Annotated in this window: 20 protein-coding genes and 2 riboswitches; of the genes, 17 read left to right on the top strand and 3 right to left on the bottom strand. The window is 43.2% G+C overall.

Features of this window, described 5'->3' with window-relative positions; genetic code table 11:
- Nucleotides 1-141 precede the first annotated feature (141 nt).
- The 3 genes from GOP56_RS21620 to GOP56_RS21630 are packed head-to-tail and all read left to right on the top strand — an operon-like array spanning nt 142 to nt 3,153.
- Complete coding sequence (locus GOP56_RS21620) at nt 142-1,146, top strand: ABC transporter substrate-binding protein (protein ID WP_022584126.1); 1,005 nt, start codon at nt 142-144, stop codon at nt 1,144-1,146.
- An 18-nt stretch (nt 1,147-1,164) separates the two neighbouring features.
- Nucleotides 1,165-2,235, top strand: coding sequence for a FecCD family ABC transporter permease (locus GOP56_RS21625; RefSeq protein WP_081476677.1), 1,071 nt, complete (start codon nt 1,165-1,167; stop codon nt 2,233-2,235).
- A gap of 6 nt (nt 2,236-2,241) precedes the next feature.
- Entirely contained in the window at nt 2,242-3,153 is a 912-nt protein-coding gene (locus GOP56_RS21630; protein WP_163246609.1) for an ABC transporter ATP-binding protein, read from the top strand.
- Nucleotides 3,154-3,208: 55 nt separating this feature from the next.
- Here GOP56_RS21630 and GOP56_RS21635 read toward each other — a convergent pair whose 3' ends face one another.
- Entirely contained in the window at nt 3,209-4,057 is an 849-nt protein-coding gene (locus GOP56_RS21635) for a class I SAM-dependent methyltransferase (protein ID WP_022584129.1), read from the bottom strand.
- Nucleotides 4,058-4,088: 31 nt separating this feature from the next.
- Complete coding sequence (csaB, locus tag GOP56_RS21640; protein WP_003338915.1) at nt 4,089-5,192, bottom strand: polysaccharide pyruvyl transferase CsaB; 1,104 nt, start codon at nt 5,190-5,192, stop codon at nt 4,089-4,091.
- A 353-nt stretch (nt 5,193-5,545) separates the two neighbouring features.
- Here csaB and GOP56_RS21645 point away from each other — a divergent pair, with 353 nt between their 5' ends.
- From GOP56_RS21645 to uvrC, 11 genes are all read left to right on the top strand, one after another.
- Entirely contained in the window at nt 5,546-6,481 is a 936-nt protein-coding gene (locus GOP56_RS21645) for a 50S ribosomal protein L11 methyltransferase (RefSeq protein ID WP_163246610.1), read from the top strand.
- Nucleotides 6,482-6,504: 23 nt separating this feature from the next.
- Nucleotides 6,505-7,680 carry a thiolase family protein gene (locus GOP56_RS21650; protein ID WP_003338911.1) on the top strand — a complete coding sequence of 392 codons (1,176 nt, stop codon included), beginning with the start codon at nt 6,505-6,507 and terminating at the stop codon, nt 7,678-7,680.
- A gap of 149 nt (nt 7,681-7,829) precedes the next feature.
- Nucleotides 7,830-8,876, top strand: coding sequence for an LCP family protein (locus tag GOP56_RS21655; RefSeq protein ID WP_163246611.1), 1,047 nt, complete (start codon nt 7,830-7,832; stop codon nt 8,874-8,876).
- A gap of 230 nt (nt 8,877-9,106) precedes the next feature.
- A complete protein-coding gene (locus GOP56_RS21660) occupies nt 9,107-10,816 on the top strand; it encodes a long-chain-fatty-acid--CoA ligase (RefSeq protein ID WP_022584133.1) in 1,710 nt (569 codons plus the stop codon).
- A gap of 258 nt (nt 10,817-11,074) precedes the next feature.
- Nucleotides 11,075-11,662 carry a fatty acid metabolism transcriptional regulator FadR gene (locus tag GOP56_RS21665; protein WP_022584134.1) on the top strand — a complete coding sequence of 196 codons (588 nt, stop codon included), beginning with the start codon at nt 11,075-11,077 and terminating at the stop codon, nt 11,660-11,662.
- Between the two features lie 186 nt (nt 11,663-11,848).
- A complete protein-coding gene (locus GOP56_RS21670) occupies nt 11,849-12,625 on the top strand; it encodes an enoyl-CoA hydratase (protein WP_003334956.1) in 777 nt (258 codons plus the stop codon).
- 12 nt (nt 12,626-12,637) lie between these two features.
- Nucleotides 12,638-13,405 carry an electron transfer flavoprotein subunit beta/FixA family protein gene (locus tag GOP56_RS21675; RefSeq protein ID WP_163246612.1) on the top strand — a complete coding sequence of 256 codons (768 nt, stop codon included), beginning with the start codon at nt 12,638-12,640 and terminating at the stop codon, nt 13,403-13,405.
- Nucleotides 13,406-13,419: 14 nt separating this feature from the next.
- Nucleotides 13,420-14,382 (top strand): electron transfer flavoprotein subunit alpha/FixB family protein, encoded by a 963-nt coding sequence (locus GOP56_RS21680; RefSeq protein ID WP_163246613.1) that lies wholly within the window; start codon nt 13,420-13,422, stop codon nt 14,380-14,382.
- Between the two features lie 171 nt (nt 14,383-14,553).
- On the top strand, nt 14,554-15,402 hold the full coding sequence (locus tag GOP56_RS21685; RefSeq protein ID WP_163246614.1) for an MBL fold metallo-hydrolase: 849 nt from the start codon (nt 14,554-14,556) through the stop codon (nt 15,400-15,402).
- A 168-nt stretch (nt 15,403-15,570) separates the two neighbouring features.
- Complete coding sequence (gene trxA, locus GOP56_RS21690) at nt 15,571-15,885, top strand: thioredoxin (RefSeq protein WP_003334951.1); 315 nt, start codon at nt 15,571-15,573, stop codon at nt 15,883-15,885.
- A gap of 275 nt (nt 15,886-16,160) precedes the next feature.
- On the top strand, nt 16,161-17,888 hold the full coding sequence (gene uvrC, locus GOP56_RS21695) for an excinuclease ABC subunit UvrC (protein ID WP_254068749.1): 1,728 nt from the start codon (nt 16,161-16,163) through the stop codon (nt 17,886-17,888).
- Nucleotides 17,889-17,890: 2 nt separating this feature from the next.
- Here uvrC and GOP56_RS21700 read toward each other — a convergent pair whose 3' ends face one another.
- The gene (locus GOP56_RS21700) at nt 17,891-18,826 is read right to left on the bottom strand and encodes an SDR family oxidoreductase (protein WP_163246616.1); all 936 of its coding nucleotides are present in this window, start codon (nt 18,824-18,826) and stop codon (nt 17,891-17,893) included.
- Between the two features lie 160 nt (nt 18,827-18,986).
- A riboswitch (Lysine riboswitch) is annotated at nt 18,987-19,177 on the top strand.
- Between the two features lie 204 nt (nt 19,178-19,381).
- Between GOP56_RS21700 and GOP56_RS21705 the strand changes: the two genes are divergently transcribed.
- From GOP56_RS21705 to GOP56_RS21715, 3 genes are all read left to right on the top strand, one after another.
- Complete coding sequence (locus GOP56_RS21705) at nt 19,382-20,620, top strand: aspartate kinase (protein WP_163246617.1); 1,239 nt, start codon at nt 19,382-19,384, stop codon at nt 20,618-20,620.
- Between the two features lie 180 nt (nt 20,621-20,800).
- Entirely contained in the window at nt 20,801-21,622 is an 822-nt protein-coding gene (locus GOP56_RS21710; RefSeq protein WP_163246618.1) for a GNAT family N-acetyltransferase, read from the top strand.
- Between the two features lie 51 nt (nt 21,623-21,673).
- Nucleotides 21,674-21,784: riboswitch (SAM riboswitch) on the top strand.
- Nucleotides 21,785-21,888: 104 nt separating this feature from the next.
- Entirely contained in the window at nt 21,889-22,989 is a 1,101-nt protein-coding gene (locus GOP56_RS21715) for a homoserine O-acetyltransferase MetX (RefSeq protein WP_163246619.1), read from the top strand.
- The last annotated feature ends 16 nt before the right edge of the window (nt 22,990-23,005 follow it).

A 23,005-nucleotide genomic window follows, 5' to 3' on the forward strand; every position in this document is an offset into this window, starting at 1 on the left:
GATAATTGCATTCTTTATGTCAGATGGAGGAAAGCAGTCCTCCCGTTCAAGAGGCGACACCATCCCTAATCCGTCTGTTTGAAGGATTGGGGATTTTTGGTACATATGATCGATTAAAATAAGGAAAGAGAGGATATTTCCATGAACAAAATGAAACATCGTCTAACAGCATTGCTAACCGTATGCTTAGCTGTTTCGCTAACTGCGTGTTCCGGTGAAACAACACCAAAGGAAGGAGTACAGCCGTCCCCAAGCCAAAACCAAGCGACTGATTCTGCTGCGGATCATCAAGCGTCAGATGCTTCTCTAAAAACCATCTATCCGCTTAAGGTAAAAGATGTGACGGGAGAAGAGTTCATCTTCGAAAAAGCCCCGGAGCGTATTGTATCGGTATCGCCTGCCGAAACGGAAACCTTATTTGCTCTTGGACTTGAACAACAAATTATGGGTGTTTCTGACTACGATGATTACCCAGCATCAACTAAGGATAAACCGAAAATGGGGAGCATTATGGCACCGAACGTTGAATCTATTTTGGCTGCCAAACCGGATATTGTCTTTACAGGAATTTCAATGAAAGAAGAAACAGTGAAGAAATTCCGAGAGCTTGGTGTAAAAATCTTTAAAGTAGAGCCGAAGACCTATGATGACGTGATCGCCAATATTGAGTTGTATGGTAAAATCACCGATCATCAGGCTGAAGCAAAGAAAGCTGTGGACGAGCTACAAAAGACTCTTGACGAGGTTTTAGCTGTTGTTAAACCTATCAATCAAAAAAAGAAAGTGTATCTTGAATTTTCTCCTGGCTGGACCGTTGGTAGCGGAGAATTTTTGAACCAAATGATCGAGCTTGCTGGCGGAATCAACGTAGCTGGTGACACGAAAGGCTGGGTACAAATTAACGAAGAGACCATTATAAAACAAAATCCTGATGTCATTCTTTACACACAGGGTGTGGTAGACTCAAAAACCAACCAATCCTTAGAGGATATTATTCGCTCCCGTAAAGGCTGGAGTGGGATCGAGGCGATTAAAAACAACACAGTCGTAGGACTTGACCAAAATATCATTAGTCGTCCGGGACCTCGCCTTGCTCAAGGACTGAAAGAAATGGCGAAAGCAATCTATCCTGATAAATTTAAGTAAGTGGGGCTGACCTCTAGGATGAGTACAAATAGCGCTTACGGACAGATGAACGGGAAAAAAAGAATGGCAGCAGGAGCAGTGGGAATCATACTGCTCCTGCTGTCTGTTGTGGCTAGCTTGGCCATTGGTTCGGTTATGCTGCCGATGGATGAGATAACCCGCATTTTACTACACCAGATTCCTGGAATGCATTCCGTTATTCCCGTTACATGGGATGAATCCTCTACACAGATTATGCTAAACGTAAGATTGCCGAGGGTAATCCTGGCTTTGTTAGTCGGAGCTTCGCTTGGAATAGCGGGAGCGGCGTTTCAAGGTGTTTTACGCAATCCTTTAGCAGACCCTTTTACGTTGGGAGTATCCTCGGGTGCTTCAGTTGGGGCGGCGATACTTATCTATTTTGGCCTGCAATATGCTTGGTTAGGGCAATGGACAGTGCCATTGACTGCCTTTGTGACTGGAGTTTGCACATTAGTGATTGTGCTACAGATGGCAAGAGAAAACGGAAAGATTCCTATTGAAACCCTGATTTTATCCGGGGTAGTCATGCAAGCATTTCTAGGCTCGATCGTTTCATTTCTTGTGGCAATGTCCAAGCAAACCATCAATGAAATTTTATTTTGGGTGATGGGAAGTTTAGCTATGCGAGGCTGGTCATATACGGGAATCCTCTTGCCTTACCTAGCTATAGGACTTCTTGTTTTATTTGCATATGCTCGTCCCTTAAATATGCTTGCCTTAGGAGAAAGACAAGCGGGACACCTAGGCTTGCATGTAGAAAGGACGAAATGGATTGTACTATTGACAGCCACTCTTGTAACGGCAGCCGCTGTATCCGTGTCAGGTGTGATCGGTTTTGTCGGATTGGTCGTTCCGCATCTGCTACGGATGATCATAGGAGCTGATTATCGTTTATTGATTCCCATGTCTGCTTTAGGTGGTGCTGTTTATGTGTTGTGGGCAGATACCATCTCCCGCACGTTGCTTGCTCCGACAGAAATACCGCTTGGAGTAGTAACGGCCTTTATTGGTGCACCGTTCTTTGCCATGCTACTGATCCGCAATAAACGGAAACGTAGGGGAGGATGATTGCTGATGACGAACAGAGGACAACAACAGGTAATAGCAGATAAACAACAGCAAAGCCGTGGCTTTTCCCGACATTTCAATACCCAGCAGACCTTGCAAAAGGATCAGAATGCACCAGTCATTTCAGTCTGTGATGTCTCACATCGATATGGAAATCAAGCGGTTTTACATCAGGTGAGCATTGAAATTGGGGCGGGTGAGTGGCTAGGTATTATTGGACCGAATGGTAGCGGTAAATCAACCCTGCTATCGTTGATGTCACGAGCAGAGACACCATCTGCTGGACAAATTCTTGTATATGGAAAAGACATTAAATCATATGGGAGAAAAAAATTGTCCCAGCATATGGCTGTCCTCCAACAGGAAACAATTCCTCCGATTCATTATACGGTTCAAGAAGTCGTAGAAATGGGACGTTTCCCATATCAATCCTGGTGGGGAACAGAAGCAGAGGATAGCGGACCATTTATTGATAGTATCATGGAACGATTGCAATTAAAGAGGTTGGCAAACAAAAGGCTAGATCAATTAAGCGGCGGACAACGACAGAGAGCCGCGTTAGCTAAGCTCATGGCTCAGTCGCCTAGCATCGTTTTGTTAGATGAACCTACTACTTATTTAGATATTCATTATCAAGTGCAATTCATGGATGTAGTGCAGGAATGGCAGCGGGAGTGCGGGGTAACGGTCGTGTCTGTTTTACACGATCTGAATTTAGCTGCTCTTTACTGTGATCGGATTATTGTACTACATGATGGAAGGATTTCGGCTGAGGGAACACCAACGGAAATGATGACCACAGAACGACTTTCTGACGTTTTCCAAGTAAACACAGCGATTATCAGGCATCCTCAAACAGAGCGACCTCAAGTGCTAGTTTGCCCGAAACAGCAAGCAGAAAAGCTGATAATTGAATAGGCACATCGTAAGAAAACCCCAAGCAGAAGTTGACGATCTGCTTGGGGTTTTTGTCTTATTTCTTTTGATATACGCAAACAACCATCTTCACAAAATACTCGCGGAACAAAGATGTTTTTGCTAAATTCGCTACCACATTGCGCAAAGGGATTTCTTTTTGATATACAGCAGGGTAGTGAACGCCTTTTTGAATGTTGCGGAAACGTCTGATTGTCATGTGATTGATATACGAGAAGTACTCGGAACCATCTGGACGTTTGCTGATACGAAAGCCTAAACGATCTTTCCCGTCTGGCAAATCCTGCACGAGCTTACGATAGGCATCAATCAGGGTTTGTTCAGAAAAGAAGGAGTGAACCCAAGGGAATCCGATTGCATCTGACAAGTGAGCGCCGTATGGATGATAATACGGTGGGAAGTTAATGTAGAGATGACCGCCCTTTTTTAACACACGGAAGCATTCCTCCAGCGTTTTCTCTGGGTTATCTACATGCTCCATCGCATCATTCATAATAATTGTATCGAACGTCTCGTCTTCAAATAACATTTTGGATGCATCACCGGTCATGAAGGAAGCGATGTGATCCAAGCCTTTTTCCCTAGCAAAGGCATTACCTTCTTCTGCATAATGAGGGACAATGTCAATTCCGATAATCTTTTCTGGGCCAAATGTAGCGTAGTAGCAGGTTTTACCACCACCGCCACAGCCAATATCTAGCACGGTCTTATTTTTGAACATTTCTTCCTGAGAATGGAATGGCAGGAAGAATTGAATGGTCTGATCACCCTTGCGAAATTGCCATTCGGTATAACTCATTTTACCGTCATTCGCTAGATTGAACGGGTGGACCGGCAAAGGAAACATTTTGTTTAATGCGATAAGTAATGACGAAGAGAGTGACAAGGTATTTTGCCTCCTTACAAACAAACGACAGTTATTTCTTGCTGGCTAACGCTTGTAATACGAGCTCACTACTTTTCATAGCTTCCGCTTTGAGCAAGTCAGCCCTTTCACGGATGATGGCTTGCTCCCGATCTAGATGTAGCATACGATCGTCAAGTAGTGTAAGCAACTGCTCTGATGTTAAATCCTTGATATGGCCCGCACAGGTCATGCCTGCACGTTCCACAAAACGATCAATTTTAGGATCATAGGAAATCCCGATAAACGGAATGTGAAGCATACAAGCAAGGATCAAAGAGTGAAGCCTCATCCCCACCACGTAATCTGCTTGCTTCAGGATGCACATAATGTCATGAAAAGAGACATGGTCCTTGAGCATTGCCGCACCCTTATGCTGCATCGCCTTCAGAATATCCTCAGAAGGGGCGATATCGCTTGGAAAATGCATGGGTAGAAACAAGACGTTCCAACCACGTTCCTGATAATAATCCGCAGCATCGGCAATCACCTGTTTGAAACGCTCTTCCGTTTTCCAATCACGAACAGAAAAGATCACAAGCGGTCGGGATGAATCTTCGAACATGGGTGATACCAGCTCAGCCCCGCGTTCATCCGAAATGTCCTCAGGATGAATAGTGAGGGCAGGGTCCGCTGTAACATATAACGGTGCCTTGGTTACCCCACAAGCTTTAAAATCTTCACCTGATTCATGATCGCGTACAGTAATGACATCTACATGATTCACGACTGTTTTAATCATGGAACGGCTAAAGGATTTTAGGATAGGACCGAAGCCTTGCGCATAAAATACGACGGGCTTGCCTAATAATTTGGCAATTGTAACGATCCCGAGATAATAGAGTACACTGCGGGGGCTGGTAACGTCCTGCATGAGTGTACCACCACCCATTACCAACAGGTCGCTTTGCTTTAATTCTCGCACAATCGTGGAGAGCTTCCAACGATTATGGGCGGATATCCCAAATAGCGATGTTGTCCGCTCAGGCGTATTTGACAACACGGATAGGGAAATATTCGGTTGTTCTCGTCTGAGCGAGGTAATGATTCCGTATAACACAACATCGTCCCCGGCATTATTAAAGCCGTAATATCCGGAGATGAGAATTCGCGACATGAGAGAACCTTCTTTCTATTCAAACGTACTGGTAACGTAACTGATAAGTAGTATACAATCATAAGTGCCGTTTTTCTAAATTGGGCACATCCTCAAGTATAATCGAGAGGCGATAGGTAAGTAAAGCGAAGGAGATAGAACTACATAATATAGTAGATTCCTGCGGCAACTAACAATACACTTAGTACGATAAAGCTGATCATTACATACAGGATGCCTTTGTTTTTTCGTCTTCGATAGAAAAACTCATCAAACATCGTGTAGACCCCTCTCTTAAACACGCTCTAATACCGTTCATATTACCATGTCTACACTAGGATACGCTAGATTTTTGGAAGAAAGGAACTTGCTGCATGACAAAATATTGGATGAAATATACGCTTTCCCTATCGGGAGAATTAGAGGAGATATTTTCCTATACCATTATGGAAACCGAATACACATTAGGATGGATTGAACCTCAAGTAGAGGTCATTACGACTAATAATGGATATGATTATGCAGAACTGACTGAGAAACCGATGACCGCCTATTTGTTTGAGCCATTATCCACTACGGAGCAGGAACAGACAACTCGACTGCAGAGATATCTTGATCAATGGGAAGGCAGAATTAAAGTCACAGCCACTGAACAAGTAGAGGAGGAGAATGAATCGTGGAAAGATGAGTTTACCTCCATACAAGTGGGGGATTGGCTAATAGCTCCCTCTTGGGAAGATGCGCAGGTGCTAGAGCAAGCAGAGCATGTGCTCTACATTGATCCCGGTGCTGCCTTTGGAACGGGGTATCATGGAACAACACAGGATATTTTACGGATTTTACAGGAGAGCGAATTAGCTGGCAAAACCATTTTGGATGTAGGAGCTGGTTCAGGAATTCTCTCTATTTTCAGCTTGTTAAATGGAGCCGCATATCCTGTCTATGCCGCAGATATCAACCCGGAGACTGATTATCAGCTAAAGCAAAATCTGGCTCTTAATCAATTATCTGATCAATCTGTGAAGGTGCTGATAGGGGATGCATCCGTCGACGATCATCTGTTATCCTTGGAAAAATATTTTGATTTTATCTTCATTAATATCGGCGGAGAAGAAGTGATACAAATGCTGCCGCTAGTAAAACGTACCTTTAAGCCTACTGGCCGCTTACTCCTATCAGGAATAGTAGAATGGATTTTGCCAAAGGTAGTAGAAGCCTATGAACAAGCAGGATTTTATGTGATGGAACAAAAACAGAGCGAAGAATGGGTGACACTCTTATTGGAATTGTGCGACAATAAAGGAAAATAGTTGCATCCCAAAGGAGGAGTAGCATGGCAGAGCCTATCGTAATTGTCGCAGCAAAACGGACGCCCATTGGAACATTTGGCGGTATGTTTCAGGATGTGTCAGCACGTAAATTAGCTGAACTAACGATTCGTGACATCATGGATACAACAGGGATCGACCCCGAAGACATTGATGAGGTTATTCTAGGAAATTGTATTCAACGTACAGATGAGCCGAATATTGCAAGAACAGCTCTTTTAGACGCTGGTCTGCCCCAGCAAGTGACAGGATTGACTGTTCAGCGACAATGTTCCTCCGGTATGCAGGCAATTGTTTCAGGTCTGCAACAGATAGCTTTAGGAGATAGCGAGGTTGTAATCGCGGGCGGTGTGGAGAGCATGAGTCGCGCTCCTTATGTCTTGAAGCAGGCCCGTTTTGGCAAGAGGCTCATGCATGGTGAAATGACAGACGCTTTATGGGAGCTGCTTACAGACCCGCATCACGATATTTTAATGGGTGAAACAGCAGAACGTTTGGCCGATCGCTATAAGATCAGCCGGGAGGAGCAGGATGAGATCGCTTATTTAAGTCATCAGAAAGCGGCGCATGCCACGAAAGAGGGGCTTTTTAAGGACGAAATCATCCCGATTGTTTTGAGTAAAAAAAATAAAACGAACACGCTCACCGCAGATGAGCATATTCGCCCAGCCATTACGCTCGATGCCTTAGCTACATTAAAGCCAACCTTTCGTGAGGAGGGAACGGTTACAGCGGGGAATGCTTCAGGCTTAAATGATGGTGCTTCCGCCGTGCTATTAATGAAAGAGAGTAAAGCTAAAAATCTTGGACTTACCGTACTAGGGCGCATTGTATCTTACGCATGGGCCGGAGTCGAGCCTGACTTAATGGGGTATGGACCAGTGCCAGCCACACAAAAAGCCTTGAAGAAAGCAGGGCTTCGTTTGCAAGACATACAACTGATTGAGGTTAATGAAGCATTTGCTTCTCAGTATTTAGCGGTAGAAAAGCTATTGGAATTGGATCGAACCATTACGAACGTAAATGGCAGTGGGATATCGCTTGGCCATCCAGTCGGCTCAACAGGCTGCCGCTTAATCGTCACCCTCCTGCATGAAATGAAACGCCGCCAGTTGCATAGAGGGTTAGCTACTTTATGTGTAGGTGGCGGACTGGGTATGAGTATGATTGTTGAACGATAAAATGAAGCGAAGGCTGGCAGGGGATAATCCTGAGAACAGATTAGACTTGGTAGCTATTGCATAAATCGTACATTTTTTGACCATAGTATAAAGGACCCTGTATAGGGTTCTTTTTTGTATACACTGTGATGAGGTAAGGGGAAGATCAGATGCAAGTCAAGCAAAAGGAAACCGTCAAAAAAGTGATCGTCATTGTCCTTTGCGTCTTATTTTTAGCGTTGTTAGCCTATCTAGGTACTGCTTTTCAACAATACAAGCAGATGACGCAAGATTGGTATGAGCCGCTTCCTCAGGTGAGCGGCTCTTCATTTCCACACAACACCTCCATTTTGCAGACGCCAGGGGTTCCCTTGGATCAGTCCCCCAATCTTACAGCCGAAGAGCTTTATCACAAAGAACAAACCCTTCAGCCCTTTAGTATGATGCTAATCGGTACGGATAGCCGAAAAGGGGAGCGGGCACGCTCTGATACCCTGTTGATAGCTACCATTAATCCGATAACGCAACAAGCACAATTGATCTCAATTCCTCGTGATACCTATATAAAAATTCCCGGTAAAGGCTTTGATAAAGTAAATCACGCTACTGCCTTTGGCGGACCGGCTCTGTTAAAAAAAACCTTGGAAGACTACTTATCCATTAAGATTGACCGTTATGCCACGATTGATTTTGATGGCTTCCGAAAGCTTATTGATGAATTGGGCGGTGTAGAAGTAACTGTCAAAAAACGTATGAAATATACTGATCCTAGTGATGGAACCAATATTGATCTATATCCGGGCAAGCAGGTTTTGAACGGGAAGCAAGCGCTAGATTATGCACGCTATCGTAAAAGTGATGTAGGCCACGAAGACAGCGACTACGAACGAATTGTTCGTCAGCAGGAAATTATCCGAGCTTTAGCTAATAAAGGAGGCTCCATGGATGCATTTTTAAAGGCTTTTAAATTAATGGAGATCTTAGGCAAACATATTAAGACAGACCTCACACAAAATGAAATTTCCTCGTTACTTGTCACCTACTATGATCCTAAAAAAAATCACATCACGACAGAAACGATTAGAGGACGTGATGAACGCATCTGGAATCATTCAACACTTGGCTGGTACTATTTAGTTTCTTCCGGTGAGAGAGAACGAATCCAGGAAAAAATAAAAAAAGTATTGAGTGCGAAAGCAGAAGATAACCAGAGATGATGCTCTCTTATTTTTATACAGCTAAAAATGTGAAAACGAGAGATGTGGGGTAGGAAAGGCATAACTATGAGTTGGAACAGTCAATTCTGTTTCGTTTTGCCTTTCCTGGCTGGAAAGATTAGTAAAAAAATCTGGAAAAGTCTATCTATTTAGAATAAAATAGTCAAATAAGGAGAGATTGTGAATGTGAAGATGGGAAAGATGAGGTATCAAAGGTTGGAGGGAAAGCGATGTTAATTGCCAAGCCTTGGTTATCTTGTTACCCAGCAGAAGTCCCCGCTACAGTGGAATACCCCCGTGTTCCATTGACGTACTTTTTAGAAAAATCAGCACAAGATTATCCACAAAATTATGCTCTTTCTTTTATGGGAAAGCGCATAACCTATCAAGAATTGCTCACCCAATCCTATCGTTTTGCTCATGTATTACGATCGCGAGGCGTACAAAAGGGAGATCGCATTGCCATAATGCTGCCAAATATTCCACAAACCATAATCGCTTTTTATGGAGCGATGTTTGCTGGAGCGGTGGTTGTTATGACCAATCCTTTGTATACAGAACGTGAATTAACGCACCAGCTAAACGATTCTGGTGCAGTTGCCATTGTCACCCTCGATCTCTTATACAATCGAGTGCAAAATGTGAGGTCAAATACCAAATTACTTCATGTATTTCTAACCAGCATACGAGATTTTTTACCTCCAATGAAGAAAGCGCTTTACCCGATTGCCCAGAAATTTGATAAAAAAGCGGTGCCAGTCCCAGCGATTCTCTATCAGGACGGGGTAGAGAGTTTTGTGCGTGCTCTAAAACAGGCGCCAACGGATCCGATCCATATTGAAGCAAATTGGGAGGAAGAATTAGCCCTATTGCAATATACAGGTGGAACAACAGGTCTTGCCAAGGGAGTGATGCTTACCCATCGAAATCTTGTGGCAAACGCTGTTCAATGCAAGGCTGTTCTTTACAAAATGAAGCAAGGACAAGAGAAAATTCTGGGAGTTCTCCCCTTATTTCATGTTTATGGGCTGACTACCGTGATGAATTGCGGCCTTCAGATGGGCGCAGAAATCATACTTGTTCCCCGTTTCGACGTTAAGCAAATTCTACAATTAATACAGAAGGAGCGGCCTACAATCTTTCCAGGGGCTCCTACCATGTATATTGGTCTGATTAATCATCCAGACATTAAACAATACGATTTGTCCTCTATTGAGGCCTGTGTTAGCGGTTCGGCTCCCTTGCCGTTAGAGGTACAGGAGCGATTTGAAGAAATTACAGGCGGAAAGTTGGTAGAGGGCTACGGTTTAACCGAGACCTCTCCTGTTACCCATTCAAATAACCTGTGGGAAAGACGCGTTAATAGCAGTATTGGGCTTCCATGGCCAGACACGGAAGCTTGTATTATCGACCCAGCAACAGACGAAGCAATGCCTCCAAATCAAATTGGTGAATTGGCTGTTCGTGGTCCGCAGGTCATGAAGGGATACTGGAATCGTCCTGAAGACACGGCTATGGTTCTTAAGGATGGCTGGCTGTTGACGGGAGATATAGCATATATGGATGAAGAAGGGTTTTTCTACATCGTTGATCGAAAAAAAGATATGATTATTGCTGGGGGATTTAATATCTATCCGCGTGAGGTGGAGGAAGTTTTGTTTGAACATTCTGCCATTCAAGAGGCTGCGGTAGTCGGTATACCAGATCCATATCGGGGAGAAACAGTGAAAGCCTTCGTTGTGCTAAAGGATTCCTATCAGGTAACGGAGGAGGAATTGAATGCTTTCTGTCGTCAGCGATTAGCTAGTTATAAAGTACCGCGTTCCTATGAGTTTAGGGAAGAATTGCCTAAAACTATGGTAGGTAAGGTACTTCGTCGTCATTTGCAAGAAGAAGAAAAGAAGCGTATTGAATTAGAAAGTACAAGTAAATTGGGGTAAATCAAGAAAATGTGTCTAAAATGCGACAAAATTAGACATATGAAACGATTTCAGCACATTTCTATCTAGGAAGAATTGCCTATCTTTTCAAATAGAGGTACAATTATAGTAACGGTTTACCCTGACATGGGGTAAGCCGTTTTTTATTTATCCAATGCTTGACAGAGCCGGTTCGGTATTATAAACTTTTCTTGAATGAATATTCATTCATTTCTAACAAAAAATAAGGACATCTAAGAAAGTAAAATGGAGGGTAACATGGCCAAAAAAACGGGGGAAAAGTATCAAGCCATTATAAATGCAGCCGTCACGGTGATTGCCAAGCACGGTTATCATAACGCGCAGGTATCTCGGATCGCGAAAGAAGCCAAGGTAGCGGACGGCACCATTTATCTCTATTTTAAAAACAAGGATGATGTTCTTATCTCGTTGTTTAACGAGAAGATGGGACAGTTTGTAGAGAATTGCCGCGAGTTGACTTCTCAGGCTCAAGATGTTTCTGAGAAGGTGCGTATCCTCATTCGGAGTCATCTCAGCCAATTGGCGCAGGATCATAACTTAGCGATTGTGACACAAATTGAGCTGCGTCAGATTAATCCGGAGGTAAGTCAGGGTATTGGAGAAGTATTAAAATCATACTTTAATCTGATTGATGCAGTCGTTCAGGAAGGAATGGACTGCGGTATCTTCCGTTCAGATATTGATGTACGGATGGCACGCACAATGATTTTTGGTACGTTGGATCAGACGGTAACTTCTTGGATTATGAAAGAATGTAAGTACGATCTCGTCTCTCTTGTGGATCCCATTCATAATCTCTTCCTAAAGGGACTCTGCAAAAACTAGACCCCATTCAACCTAGGAAATCTCCATACAGCGTTTTGCAAAAGGTCTTCATTATTTCACATCAATAAAACTTGTAAAAACACTTTTGTATAGGGATTTCCTCTGATACAATGTTGCCTAGGTTCTATTTTGTACAAAGCTGATCGGGCGCTCATTCACTCGTTCGGTGTAAAAGGGGGACAAAGCATGTCGTATCCAAATCTTACGCTTGTAACAGAAGGAACTATCGCTATAGTAACGATTAACCATCCGCCAGCGAATGCGTTAAATCAAGCTACACTCACCAGCTTGGCTCAGGCTTTGGATGATTTGGAGCAAAATGATCAGATAAGAGCCATTGTTATTACTGGCGAAGGGCGCTTTTTTATCGCAGGTGCTGACATTAAAGAATTTACTGCACTGGCTGAACAGAGTCCACAGCAGGTGGCGGAGCGAGGACAACAATTGTTTTTGCGAATGGAGACGTTTTCTAAGCCGATTATTGCTGCAATAAATGGAGCTTGCCTAGGCGGAGGACTGGAGCTTGCCATGGCTTGCCACATCCGTTATGTAGCAAAGGAAGCAAAATTAGGCTTGCCTGAGCTTAATTTGGGACTAATCCCTGGATACGGTGGTACTCAGCGTTTGCCGCGTCTAATTGGACGAGGGAAAGCTACACAACTCATACTGACTTCCGATATGATTGATGGAGAAGAAGCTCTTGCGATTGGTTTGGCAGAAGCTGTTTATCCAGTGGAACAGTTATTGGAAGAAAGTAAAAAGCTAGCTCGTAAAATTTCAGAAAAGGGTGCGATTTCTGTCAAATACGCACTGGATGCCATTCACAGCGGTGTTGAGCTGGGATTATCTGCTGGAATGAAACGTGAAGCTGAATTGTTTGGGCAGGTATTTACTACTGAAGATATGAAAGAAGGCGTAACTGCTTTTCTTGAAAAACGTAAACCGCAATTTTCCAATCGATAGGAGGTTTCAACCATGAAAATCTTAGTTGCGATGAAGCAGACCTTTGACACCGAAGAAAAGATCATTATTCAGGACGGACTCATTAGTGATGATGGCGTGGAAACGATTATTAATCCTTATGATGAATATGCCATTGAAGAGGCAATCAAGCTACGAGATGATCTTGGCGGCGAGGTTATTGTAATGACCGTAGGCAAAGATGGTGCCGAAAAAGAGTTGCGCACCGCTCTAGCTATGGGAGCCGATCGAGCAGTGTTAGTAGATGATGAATCATTATTTGGTGATGAATATACAACGGCAAAGGTACTAGCGGCCGTTGCCAAAAAAGAAGGATTCGATCTTATCCTAGGTGGACAAATGGCTGTGGATTCGGGCGCAGGTCAAGGTGGTCCTCGTTTAGCTGAAGAGCTATCTATCAACCATGTTTCAACAGCGGTGAAAATTGACATTGAGGGTACGACGGTTCGCGTAGAACGCGATGTAGAAGGAGACACGGAGGTAGTCGAAACCTCCCTACCGGTCCTAATCACGGCACAGCAAGGCTTAAATGAACCGCGTTATCCATCATTACCAGGCATTATGAAGGCGAAAAAGAAACCATTGGATCGTCTGTCCGCAGATGATTTGGGGCTTACAGCAGAAGAGGTAGCAAGTAAAACCGAGATCGTGTATCAATATGTACCGGAAAAGAAAGATGCAGGTCGTATCTTGTCAGGTGATATTCCAAGCCAAGTGGCTGAAGTAGTGCAACTACTGCGTAACGAAGCAAAAGTGATCTAAGGGAGGACTTCCAAATGAAAAAAGTACTCGTACTAACTGAAGCACGTGATCATCAATTGCGTAACGTTTCCTTGGAGGCATTGGCTGCCGCCCAGATCATTGCAGAGGGTGGCGAAGTAGTAGCTGCCGCATTTGGTAGCGATGCAGATACATATGCCAATGCGCTGGGGGAATACGGAGCGACTAGCCTTTATGCAGTAAAAAATGCAACATTGGACCAATATGCTCCAGATGCTTATGCACAGGCTGTGGTAAAGGTCATTCAAGAGGTGAATCCAGACGCTATCGTAGCAGGGCATACAGCGATTGGACGTGATATCGCACCACGAGTTGCTGCTCGATTAGGATTAGGTCTGATTTCAGATGTGACTAATGTGGAAGCAGGTCCAGTTTTTACACGTCCTATTTATGCAGGGAAAGCTTTTCAAAAGCGCATCTTCTCCGATAACAAAATATTCGCAACGATCCGTCCGAACAACATTGCGCTGGGTGAAGCAAAGGCAGGTCAATCTGCTACAGTGATCGCAGTAGACGTAGAACTAAAGGATCTACGCAGTGTTATTAAAGAAGTCGTTCGCAAAACATCTGGCAAAGTAGATTTATCTGAAGCAAAGGTTATTATCGCTGGTGGTCGTGGCGTGAAGAGCAAGGAAGGCTTCCAGCCGCTAGAAGAACTAGCTGAGGTTCTAGGAGCAGCAGTTGGTGCTTCCCGTGGAGCTTGCGATGCAGATTATTGCGACTATGCACTGCAAATTGGTCAAACGGGTAAAGTGGTAACACCTGATTTATATATCGCTTGCGGAATTTCTGGAGCTATTCAACACTTGGCAGGAATGTCAAACTCCAAAGTGATTGTGGCTATCAATAAAGACCCAGAAGCCCCTATTTTCCAAGTAGCTGACTATGGAATCGTGGGTGACTTGTTTGAAGTAGTACCGTTGCTAACCGAGGAATTTAAAAAGGTAGTAGTGGGATAAAACATAATAAATATGATTGCTTAGACTACGGTTGCTTAAGAAAGAACCGTAGTTTTTTGCTTTTGTGGAGAAATTACTTTAGAGTAAGAAAAGATGAAAAAATCATATTAATGAAGAAATACAGAGCAACGATCCGCTACGAAATAAACAAGAGAGTCAGGAGGGGAAGAATTGCAGCAACTGATACAAATGTCAAAACGTATTTTATATCTTACCCCCTATCAGGAGACTGATCGTCCCCTATTAGCAGCAATAGTGGGAGATAGAAAAACACTTTTGATTGATGCCGGCAATTCTTCCAGCCATGCGAAGCTATTTCTAGAACAGTTGGGTGAATTACACATCAAAGGTGATTGGTTAGTCCTCACACACTGGCATTGGGATCATGTATTTGGTTTGAAAGAAATGGATATGCCGATCATTTCACATAGTCAAACGCTACAACATATTAAGGAGCTAATGGATGTAACTTGGACAGATTGTGCTTTGGATAAACGTGTTGAACTCGGAATCGAAATACCGTTTTGTGCAGAGGCAATCAAAAAGGAACTGGGAATGAATCGAGATATCACACTGTGTTTACCTGAGCTTACATTTGATAGTCGAATGACGATTGATTTAGGCGGGGTAAGCTGTGTGATTGAACATGTGGGTGGGGATCATTCATCTGATTCCAGTCTAATCTATATCCCTGAAGAAAAAATCTTATTTATAGGTGATTGCTTGTATCCAAATATCTATGCGAGCAAGTGGAATTACACGATTGAGAAATCACGAAGATTAGTAGAACAGCTTGAAAAATATGATGCAAACATTATTTTTCTATCTCATCAAGAGGTCCCTTTAACGAAAGCCGAGTTTGAAGAAGAGCTTCTGCTGCTAAAAAATACAGCTTTTCTCGCTGAAAAGTTCCAGGGTGATCAGGAAAAAATTAAGAGAGAGATGTCGGCACACCTCCAAAGAGAGTTAACTGAGGATGAGGAAGAAACGATTTGCTTTTTTGTTCATGGATTTGAGTAACTGTAACGAATGGATTCAATCATTTTGTAGCAGGATAAGATAGAAATAGGAATTATTTTTTCAAAGTATAATGAAAGTATTTTGAGTCATGGTCAATTTTGGCTATAGATGATATACTTTCAGAAGGCTTTAAGTTATTTTTTTAAGAGTAAAGGAGGATTTTATCCTATGGCTATTACAAATGCAACTGATCAATCTTTTGCACAAGATATCGAACAAGGTACAGTATTGGTAGACTTTTGGGCTCCATGGTGTGGACCTTGCAAAATGATCGCTCCTGTGCTTGAGGATATGGATAAAGAAGTAGGCGAAAAGCTTAAAATCGTGAAAGTAAATGTTGACGACAATCCAGAATCTGCTGGTAAATTTGGCGTTATGTCCATCCCAACTTTGATTCTTTTCAAAGACGGTCAACCTGTGGACAAAATGGTTGGATTTAAACCAAAAGATGCTTTGATGGAAACAATCAACAAACATCTGTAAGATTGTTGCAAAAGACAAGTGCGTCTGAGTCGAAATGTACAGCATGCGTTCTAAAAGCCCGGCTCCTGAAAAGGGGTGCGGGTTTTTTTGTTTCCCATCCCAATCTTTATAAGTAGGAAAAAGAGAACAAGTGTGCTAGGATAAAGGATAGACGAAAAAGCCATTTGGATTCGGAAGAAATAGATGGAGTACATACTACTAGGAAGGGAGAACGCGACGTGAGTCAGATCAAAGATAAGCTTGCGATATTGCCGGATAAGCCAGGCTGTTATCTAATGAAAAATGCGAATGGCGACATTATCTATGTGGGAAAAGCTAAGGTATTAAAAAATCGCGTTCGTTCCTATTTTACTGGCAGTCATGATGGTAAAACTCAGCTATTAGTAAATGAAATTGCTGATTTTGAATATATTGTCGTCTCTAGCCCGATTGAGGCGCTTATTTTAGAATGTAATCTGATCAAAAAATATGATCCTAGGTACAATATTTTATTAAAAGATGATAAGACATACCCCTATATTAAAATTACCAATGAAGCGCATCCGCGTTTGGAGATCACGCGTCGTACTTTAAAGGATAAGGCGAAGTATTTTGGACCGTATCCCAATGCAACCGCTGCCCAAGAAGTGAAGAAGCTGCTGGATCGTTTATACCCGCTGCGTAAATGTAAAAATATGCCGAAGCAGGTATGCTTGTATTACCACATGCATCAATGTATGGCACCCTGTGTGTTCGAGGTGGATAAGGCGGAGAATCTACGCATTGTTGATGAGATTGCTAGATTCCTAGATGGTGGTCATAAGGCGACGAAGGAAATCCTAACAGAGAAAATGATGATGGCTGCCGAAAATTTAGAGTTTGAACGAGCAAAGGAATTTCGTGACCAAATTCATAATATTGAAGCAGTCATGGAGAAGCAAAAGATTACATTGACTGATACAGTTGACCGCGATATTTTTGGTTATCATACCGATAAGGGCTGGATGTGCGTTCAGGTCTTCTATATGCGGGCAGGTAAACTAATCGAGCGTGATACAAGCTCGTTTCCTTTTTACGGAGACGCTATAGAGGATTTCATGTCGTTTGTAGCACAGTATTATTTTGAAAAACAGCAAGCTCTGCCAAAAGAGATTTTACTTCCTGAGGAAAGTGAGCCGGAGCTGATCTCGGAATGGCTAGGAGTAAAAGTGCTGACTCCAAAACGAGGGAAAAAGCATGAACTAATTGATATGGCTAACGAAAATGCTCGCATTGCCCTAGCTGAGAAATTTGCCCTATTAGCAAAGGATGATGCCCGTACTGTGCAGGCTGTCCATAATCTAGGCAACATTATGGGAATAGGAACCCCTCATCGTATTGAGGCCTTTGACAACTCTAACATACAGGGAACGGAACCTGTCTCGGCGATGGTTGTCTTTACCGATGGGAAACCAGACAAGAAGGAGTACCGAAAATATAAAATAAAAACAGTAGAAGGCCCTGATGATTACGGTTCCATGCGAGAGGTTATTTTACGTAGATATTCTCGCCTGTTAAAAGAAAATCAGCCATTGCCAAATCTAATTGTAATTGATGGAGGCAAAGGTCAAATTAGTGCGGCGATGGATGTGTTAGAAAATGAATTAGGACTGTTTATCCCCGTCTGTGGACTCGCTAAGGACGAGAAGCATAAAACAGCGATGCTACTCTATGGTGACCCGCCTATGCCTGTAGAGCTTAAACGGGACAGCCATGAGTTTTATTTGTTGCAACGCGTTCAGGATGAAGTACACCGCTTTGCTATCACGTTTCATCGTCAGGCCCGTTCGAAAACAATGCTTTCTTCACAACTAGATGAGATACCAGGCATAGGAGAGAAGCGGCGGAAGAAGCTGTTTCAGCATTTCGGCTCGTTGAAAAAGATGCGGGAAGCAACAGTGGAAGATTTCCGCCAGCTGGGTATTGGTGATAAATTAGCAAGAGATATTATTGCGCACTTAAGAGGATTGAAGGATGAGAAATAAGCTTATTTCTTCATAATTTTGTGTAATTGCTTTTTTACAAATAGCTCTATGAATCTCCAGGGTAATATTTTTTTACTAAAGAGTAAGCTTTTGATGCTTTTTCCAACCGGACAACGAAAGGACGGATTAGGAGCTTTTACAATACGTAATACGGTGTGGACTACTTCTTCTGGATCGCCAGAGTGCATGGCGTTGTGCTTGGCTTGCTGCTGCAAATACTCTAAAAAGGTATGATAGGGAGACTCAGATGAGAAAGCTGCTGCTTCTATGCTTTTTTCCCATATATCAGTTCGATATGGCCCAGGCTCTATTAGGACCACCTTGATGCCAAATGGGAGCATTTCTAAGCGTAGAGATTCACTGAAGCCTTCTAGTGCGTGTTTGGAGGCGGTGTAGGGACCGAGCATAGGGAAGCCAAATTGTCCGCAAATGCTGCTCATATTGATAATGAGACCGCTCCTTTGCTCACGCATGGGTTTTAAAACCGCTTGAGTAGTGGCTACCGCTCCAAAAAAATTGGTTTCAAACTGACTGCGCCAGTCCTCTAGAGGGATTTCTTCAGTAAAACCGCCAGTCGCATAGCCAGCATTGTTAATCAATATGTCTATCTTGCCAAATAGTTGTAGCGTTTGGTCGATGGCCTGCGTAATACTATCTTGTTTCGTAACATCTAAGGGGATCATGTGTAAACGATCCTTAATGCCACGGGCTGAAGCCTCTTGAAGAAGAGGCTCTTTTTTTGTTACATCACGCATTGTGGCGATCACTTGATAGCCAGCTTCTGCAAGAGCGATACTAATTTGTTTTCCAAAGCCGCTTGAACACCCAGTAATAAGAACAACAGACGAGGTGGATTTTGAGTTCAACTGTACGGGGGAAGGTGCGTTATTGTCCGTGTTTGCCTCGGTTTGGTTCTGTAAGGTTTTATTATCTTTCATTAGAAAGCCTCCTTTCATGTCCTATATAAAAAGATACGAAAACTATGCTCATTGTATCACGCTACTATCTTCTTATATCCTAAAAAGAATTGTAACGGGTAAAGTAACGTGATATAATTCTGAATAATCTCATAAGCAATAACCTCACTTCCCTATACAGGAGTGAGGTAGAGGCGCAAAAACCAAGAGTACCCTCCGGAGATATGGGAATCTATGATGGAGCTGGGAAAGGGGAATTTGCCGAAGTGTGCACGCGATACCCAAGCGGTGCATGCTGGGCTTACGTTGAATAAGCGTAAGACTGTCATTTGTATGTCCTACCCGTCATGCAAATGGAGAGCTATCTCACCGGGCTGCTAAAGCTATTATTACTTGCTTTGGCATTTCCGTGAATCAGGGGAAGGAGGGACCGTGTATGTCCAGTTAGGGCAACGACTAGGTATTCCTTTGTCGTTGCCTTTTTTGTACTTCATTTAGTAAAAAGCTTTCATTATAAATGAATCAAGGAAGGCATATGATCCAGACTAGCAGAATATACCAGAGGAGAGATTCGAAATGGAAATTGTGGTGCAAAAATACGGGGGAACATCCGTAGGCTCTGCGGAGCGTATTCAAGAGGTAGCACAGAGAATTATCCGGTATAAGGATGCCGGATATGCCATGGTGGTTGTGGTATCTGCTATGGGAAAAACAACAGATGTGCTGGTCGATTTAGCAAAGGAATTACATGAGAGCCCACCTGCTCGTGAAATGGATATGCTGCTTGCTACAGGCGAACAGGTTTCCATTGCGTTACTTAGTATGGCCCTACAAAGCAGAGGGTACGAAGCTGTGTCTATGACAGGCTGGCAAGCTGGCATTTTAACGGAAGAGAAGCATGGAAAGGCACGCATTAGTACGATCAACAGTCAACGGATTGAGCAAGAATTACAGCAGGGGAAAATTGTCATCGTAGCAGGGTTTCAAGGAGCTAGCGAAAACGGAGAAATTACAACATTGGGACGGGGCGGGTCTGATACTACAGCGGTAACAATTGCGGCTAGTCTACAGGCTACCTGCTGTGAAATCTATACAGATGTATCAGGGGTATTTACAGCCGATCCGCGCATTGTTTCTCGTGCACAAAAGGTAAGCTCCATTTCATATGATGAGATGCTAGAATTAGCAACTCTAGGAGCTGGTGTCTTGCATCCACGTTCTGTGGAAAGTGCAAAAAAACATCGAGTTCGACTTGTGGTTCGTTCCAGTTTTACAGAAGAAGAGGGAACATTGGTTGAGGAGGAGACAAACATGGAGTTAGGCAAAGTAATCAGCGGAATAGCTCATGACAAAGATGTATCTTCTATAACGGTTATCGGAATGCCTGTAAAAGTAGGCATGTTATCCTTATTATTTAAAGCATTGGCGGACGCTTCAATTAATGTAGATATCATTATTCAAAGCACCTATCATGACAAAGCAAATAATGTGTCATTTACGATCTCCGCTGACGATTTACATAGAACGCTGGAGACCTTGGCGGCTCATCAGGAAGAGTTAGGCTTTGAGCATGTGGAATATGAATCTGGCCTTGCAAAAGTTTCAATTGTAGGAGCTGGTATGATAACCAATCCGGGAGTGGCAGCCGATATGTTTAGTCATTTATCCAGCCAGGATATTCTCATTCGGATGGTATCTACCTCTGATATTAAGGTATCTTGTGTGATCCCGGCAGAAAAAGTGGCGCAAGCTGTAGCTACACTGCATACGGCGTTTGGATTGGATGTTTCTGCCGATGCTGTCGTGCACGCTTAATTTGTTTTAGATAAAACAGAATGTAGAGCGCTTCAAATGGACAGGGATAGGATTGGATTAATCAAGGAGCCTGGTGGAGAGATGTCCACCGGGCTTTATGTGTTTTTTCTGAATTCTATTGACAAATAGTACACTTTTTCAAATAATGGAGAGAAAAACTTTTGGAGAGGGAATTGTCAAATGATCCGAAAACTAACAGAAGCAGATTATGAAGCATTTATGGAATTGGTATCACAAGAGAGAAGCTTGAACTTATTTCTTATTGGTGATGTCGAAAATTTTGGCTTTTCTACCCCTTTTCAAGAGTTATGGGGAGAATGGTCAACAAGTGAACAGACAAAACTCTCCGCGGTACTCCTGCGGTATTATCACTCGTACGTATTTTATGCTTTGGATAGGTTTGATCTCGAAGGGTTCAGTGAAATTATACTTGCTGACAAGAAGCTGGAGGTTTTATCAGGAAAACAAGATTCTTTGCAAGCTTTTGCAAGCCATCTTCCGAAGCATGAGATCAAAACAACCTATTTTGCAGAATTAGAAGATGACTCTCGATTATCTCAGGCTGACATCAAGGGATTTGAGGTGAAAAAAGCCACAGTTCATGATGTCGTAAAAATCGTCAGCCTACGTGATCAGATACAAGAGTTTGGCAGATCTGCTGATGCAGAAGAAGCATTGAAACACACACTGGAAAGCGGTACAGGGAGAACCTATTATGTAGAGGTGAACACAGAAACGGTAGCCTGTGCTTCAACAACAGCCGAGTGTTCGATGGCTGCTATGATTGTTGGTGTTTGTACGCATCCCCTTCATCGTAAGTGGGGATATGCTAGTGCTTGTATGGTAGCGCTGTGCAGGGATGTTTTGGCGGAAGGGCGAAGCTTGTGCTTGTTTTATGATAACCCAGCGGCTGGAGCTATTTATAAACGTTTGGGCTTTCGGGACATTGGAATGTGGACGATGTATCAAATAAAAAGAGAAGAAGCCTTTTCGTTGAAATAGATTGACAATTCTTACTCAAAAGAAGTATGATAAACAGAATTATATAGAAATCTCTTATCAAGAGTGGTGGAGGGACTGGCCCGAAGAAACCCGGCAACCCCGCGAGAAGCGGAGAGGTGCTAAATCCAGCAGGCACACATAAAGTAGTCTGGCAGATAAGAGCGGGTCTAGTCGATACGATCAAACCCCTCTTCTCCGGAAGAGGGGTTTTTTAGCACATAGGTACCTGTACATTAGGGCATCAAGTGGAAATAGGAGGAATTGCATTGAGAAAAGCAACGATTCACAACCTGGCGTTGGAATGTGGCGAGGTGCTCCGTCAAGTGGAAATCGGTTATACAACAAGCGGTACGTACAACTCTGAGCAATCGAATGCAATTTTGGTTTGCCACGCATTAACTGGAGACAGTCAAGCGGTAGGTGATGGTGAAAAGCCAGGCTGGTGGGATGGGCTGATTGGGCCCGGAAAGGCAATTGATACCGATTATTATTACGTGATTTGCACAAACGTCTTAGGTGGCTGTTACGGAACAACAGGTCCTGCAAGTATGAATACGGAGACTAAAGAGCCATATGCAACTCATTTTCCTGTTGTGACGATCCGAGACATGGTACGCGCCCAATACAAGCTCATTGAGCAACTGGGGATTTCTCATCTTTATGCGGTCATTGGCGGTTCGATGGGTGGTATGCAGGTTTATGAGTGGGCGGTTGAATATCCCCAGATGATGGATGTAGTGATCCCAGTAGCTACCTGCGCTCAGTTATCAGCTATGGCCATTGCTTATAATGATGTGGCAAGGCAAGCGATTTGTAATGATCCAGATTGGAATAATGGACATTATTATCCTCAGTTAGGTCCTATTCGCGGCTTGGCAACAGCGCGTATGGTTGGCATGATTACATACCGGACAGCCGAATTATTTGAAGAACGATTTGGCAGGGCCCATCAAGGCACCGTGCATGCCGACTTAGTGGATACTACATTTGAAGTGGAAAGCTATTTACGTTATCAAGGCGATAAGCTCGTGCAGCGCTTTGATGCAAATAGCTATCTCTATCTCCTAAAAGCAATGGATACACACGATATTGGTAGGGGAAGAGAGGGGATTGAAAACGCATTGTCACGTATCAAAGCCAAGGTAGTCTGTATAGCTATTTCCAACGATTTGTTGTATCCAATTCCTCATCAGCTTTGGCTATCCTCTACGTTAAAACAACAGGGGAAGGATGTTGATTTTTTTGCAATTGACTCCGTATTTGGACATGATGGTTTTTTAGTTGAAATGGATAAAATGGCTCAGCTAGTAGGGCCTTATTTTCCTGTCACAGTGAAAGAGCAACAAACCTCACAATTGATTGGATAACCAGCTTATCAGATGT

Origin of the sequence: Brevibacillus sp. 7WMA2, from assembly GCF_010748895.1 — a bacterium.
GTDB classification, from domain to species: domain Bacteria; phylum Bacillota; class Bacilli; order Brevibacillales; family Brevibacillaceae; genus Brevibacillus_B; species Brevibacillus_B halotolerans.

What these genes read in the sequence shown, in the direction of transcription:
- GOP56_RS21630 (WP_163246609.1), top strand. Translation starts at nt 2,242, where the DNA reads ATGACGAACAGAGGACAACAACAGGTAATAGCAGATAAACAACAGCAA.
- GOP56_RS21645 (WP_163246610.1), top strand. Translation starts at nt 5,546, where the DNA reads ATGACAAAATATTGGATGAAATATACGCTTTCCCTATCGGGAGAATTA.
- GOP56_RS21650 (WP_003338911.1), top strand. Translation starts at nt 6,505, where the DNA reads ATGGCAGAGCCTATCGTAATTGTCGCAGCAAAACGGACGCCCATTGGA.
- GOP56_RS21655 (WP_163246611.1), top strand. Translation starts at nt 7,830, where the DNA reads ATGCAAGTCAAGCAAAAGGAAACCGTCAAAAAAGTGATCGTCATTGTC.
- GOP56_RS21700 (WP_163246616.1), bottom strand. Translation starts at nt 18,826, where the DNA reads ATGAAAGATAATAAAACCTTACAGAACCAAACCGAGGCAAACACGGAC.
- GOP56_RS21680 (WP_163246613.1), top strand. Translation starts at nt 13,420, where the DNA reads ATGAAAAAAGTACTCGTACTAACTGAAGCACGTGATCATCAATTGCGT.
- uvrC (WP_254068749.1), top strand. Translation starts at nt 16,161, where the DNA reads ATGAAAAATGCGAATGGCGACATTATCTATGTGGGAAAAGCTAAGGTA.
- GOP56_RS21660 (WP_022584133.1), top strand. Translation starts at nt 9,107, where the DNA reads ATGTTAATTGCCAAGCCTTGGTTATCTTGTTACCCAGCAGAAGTCCCC.
- GOP56_RS21710 (WP_163246618.1), top strand. Translation starts at nt 20,801, where the DNA reads ATGATCCGAAAACTAACAGAAGCAGATTATGAAGCATTTATGGAATTG.
- GOP56_RS21670 (WP_003334956.1), top strand. Translation starts at nt 11,849, where the DNA reads ATGTCGTATCCAAATCTTACGCTTGTAACAGAAGGAACTATCGCTATA.
- GOP56_RS21625 (WP_081476677.1), top strand. Translation starts at nt 1,165, where the DNA reads ATGAGTACAAATAGCGCTTACGGACAGATGAACGGGAAAAAAAGAATG.
- GOP56_RS21665 (WP_022584134.1), top strand. Translation starts at nt 11,075, where the DNA reads ATGGCCAAAAAAACGGGGGAAAAGTATCAAGCCATTATAAATGCAGCC.
- csaB (WP_003338915.1), bottom strand. Translation starts at nt 5,192, where the DNA reads ATGTCGCGAATTCTCATCTCCGGATATTACGGCTTTAATAATGCCGGG.
- trxA (WP_003334951.1), top strand. Translation starts at nt 15,571, where the DNA reads ATGGCTATTACAAATGCAACTGATCAATCTTTTGCACAAGATATCGAA.
- GOP56_RS21675 (WP_163246612.1), top strand. Translation starts at nt 12,638, where the DNA reads ATGAAAATCTTAGTTGCGATGAAGCAGACCTTTGACACCGAAGAAAAG.
- GOP56_RS21620 (WP_022584126.1), top strand. Translation starts at nt 142, where the DNA reads ATGAACAAAATGAAACATCGTCTAACAGCATTGCTAACCGTATGCTTA.
- GOP56_RS21705 (WP_163246617.1), top strand. Translation starts at nt 19,382, where the DNA reads ATGGAAATTGTGGTGCAAAAATACGGGGGAACATCCGTAGGCTCTGCG.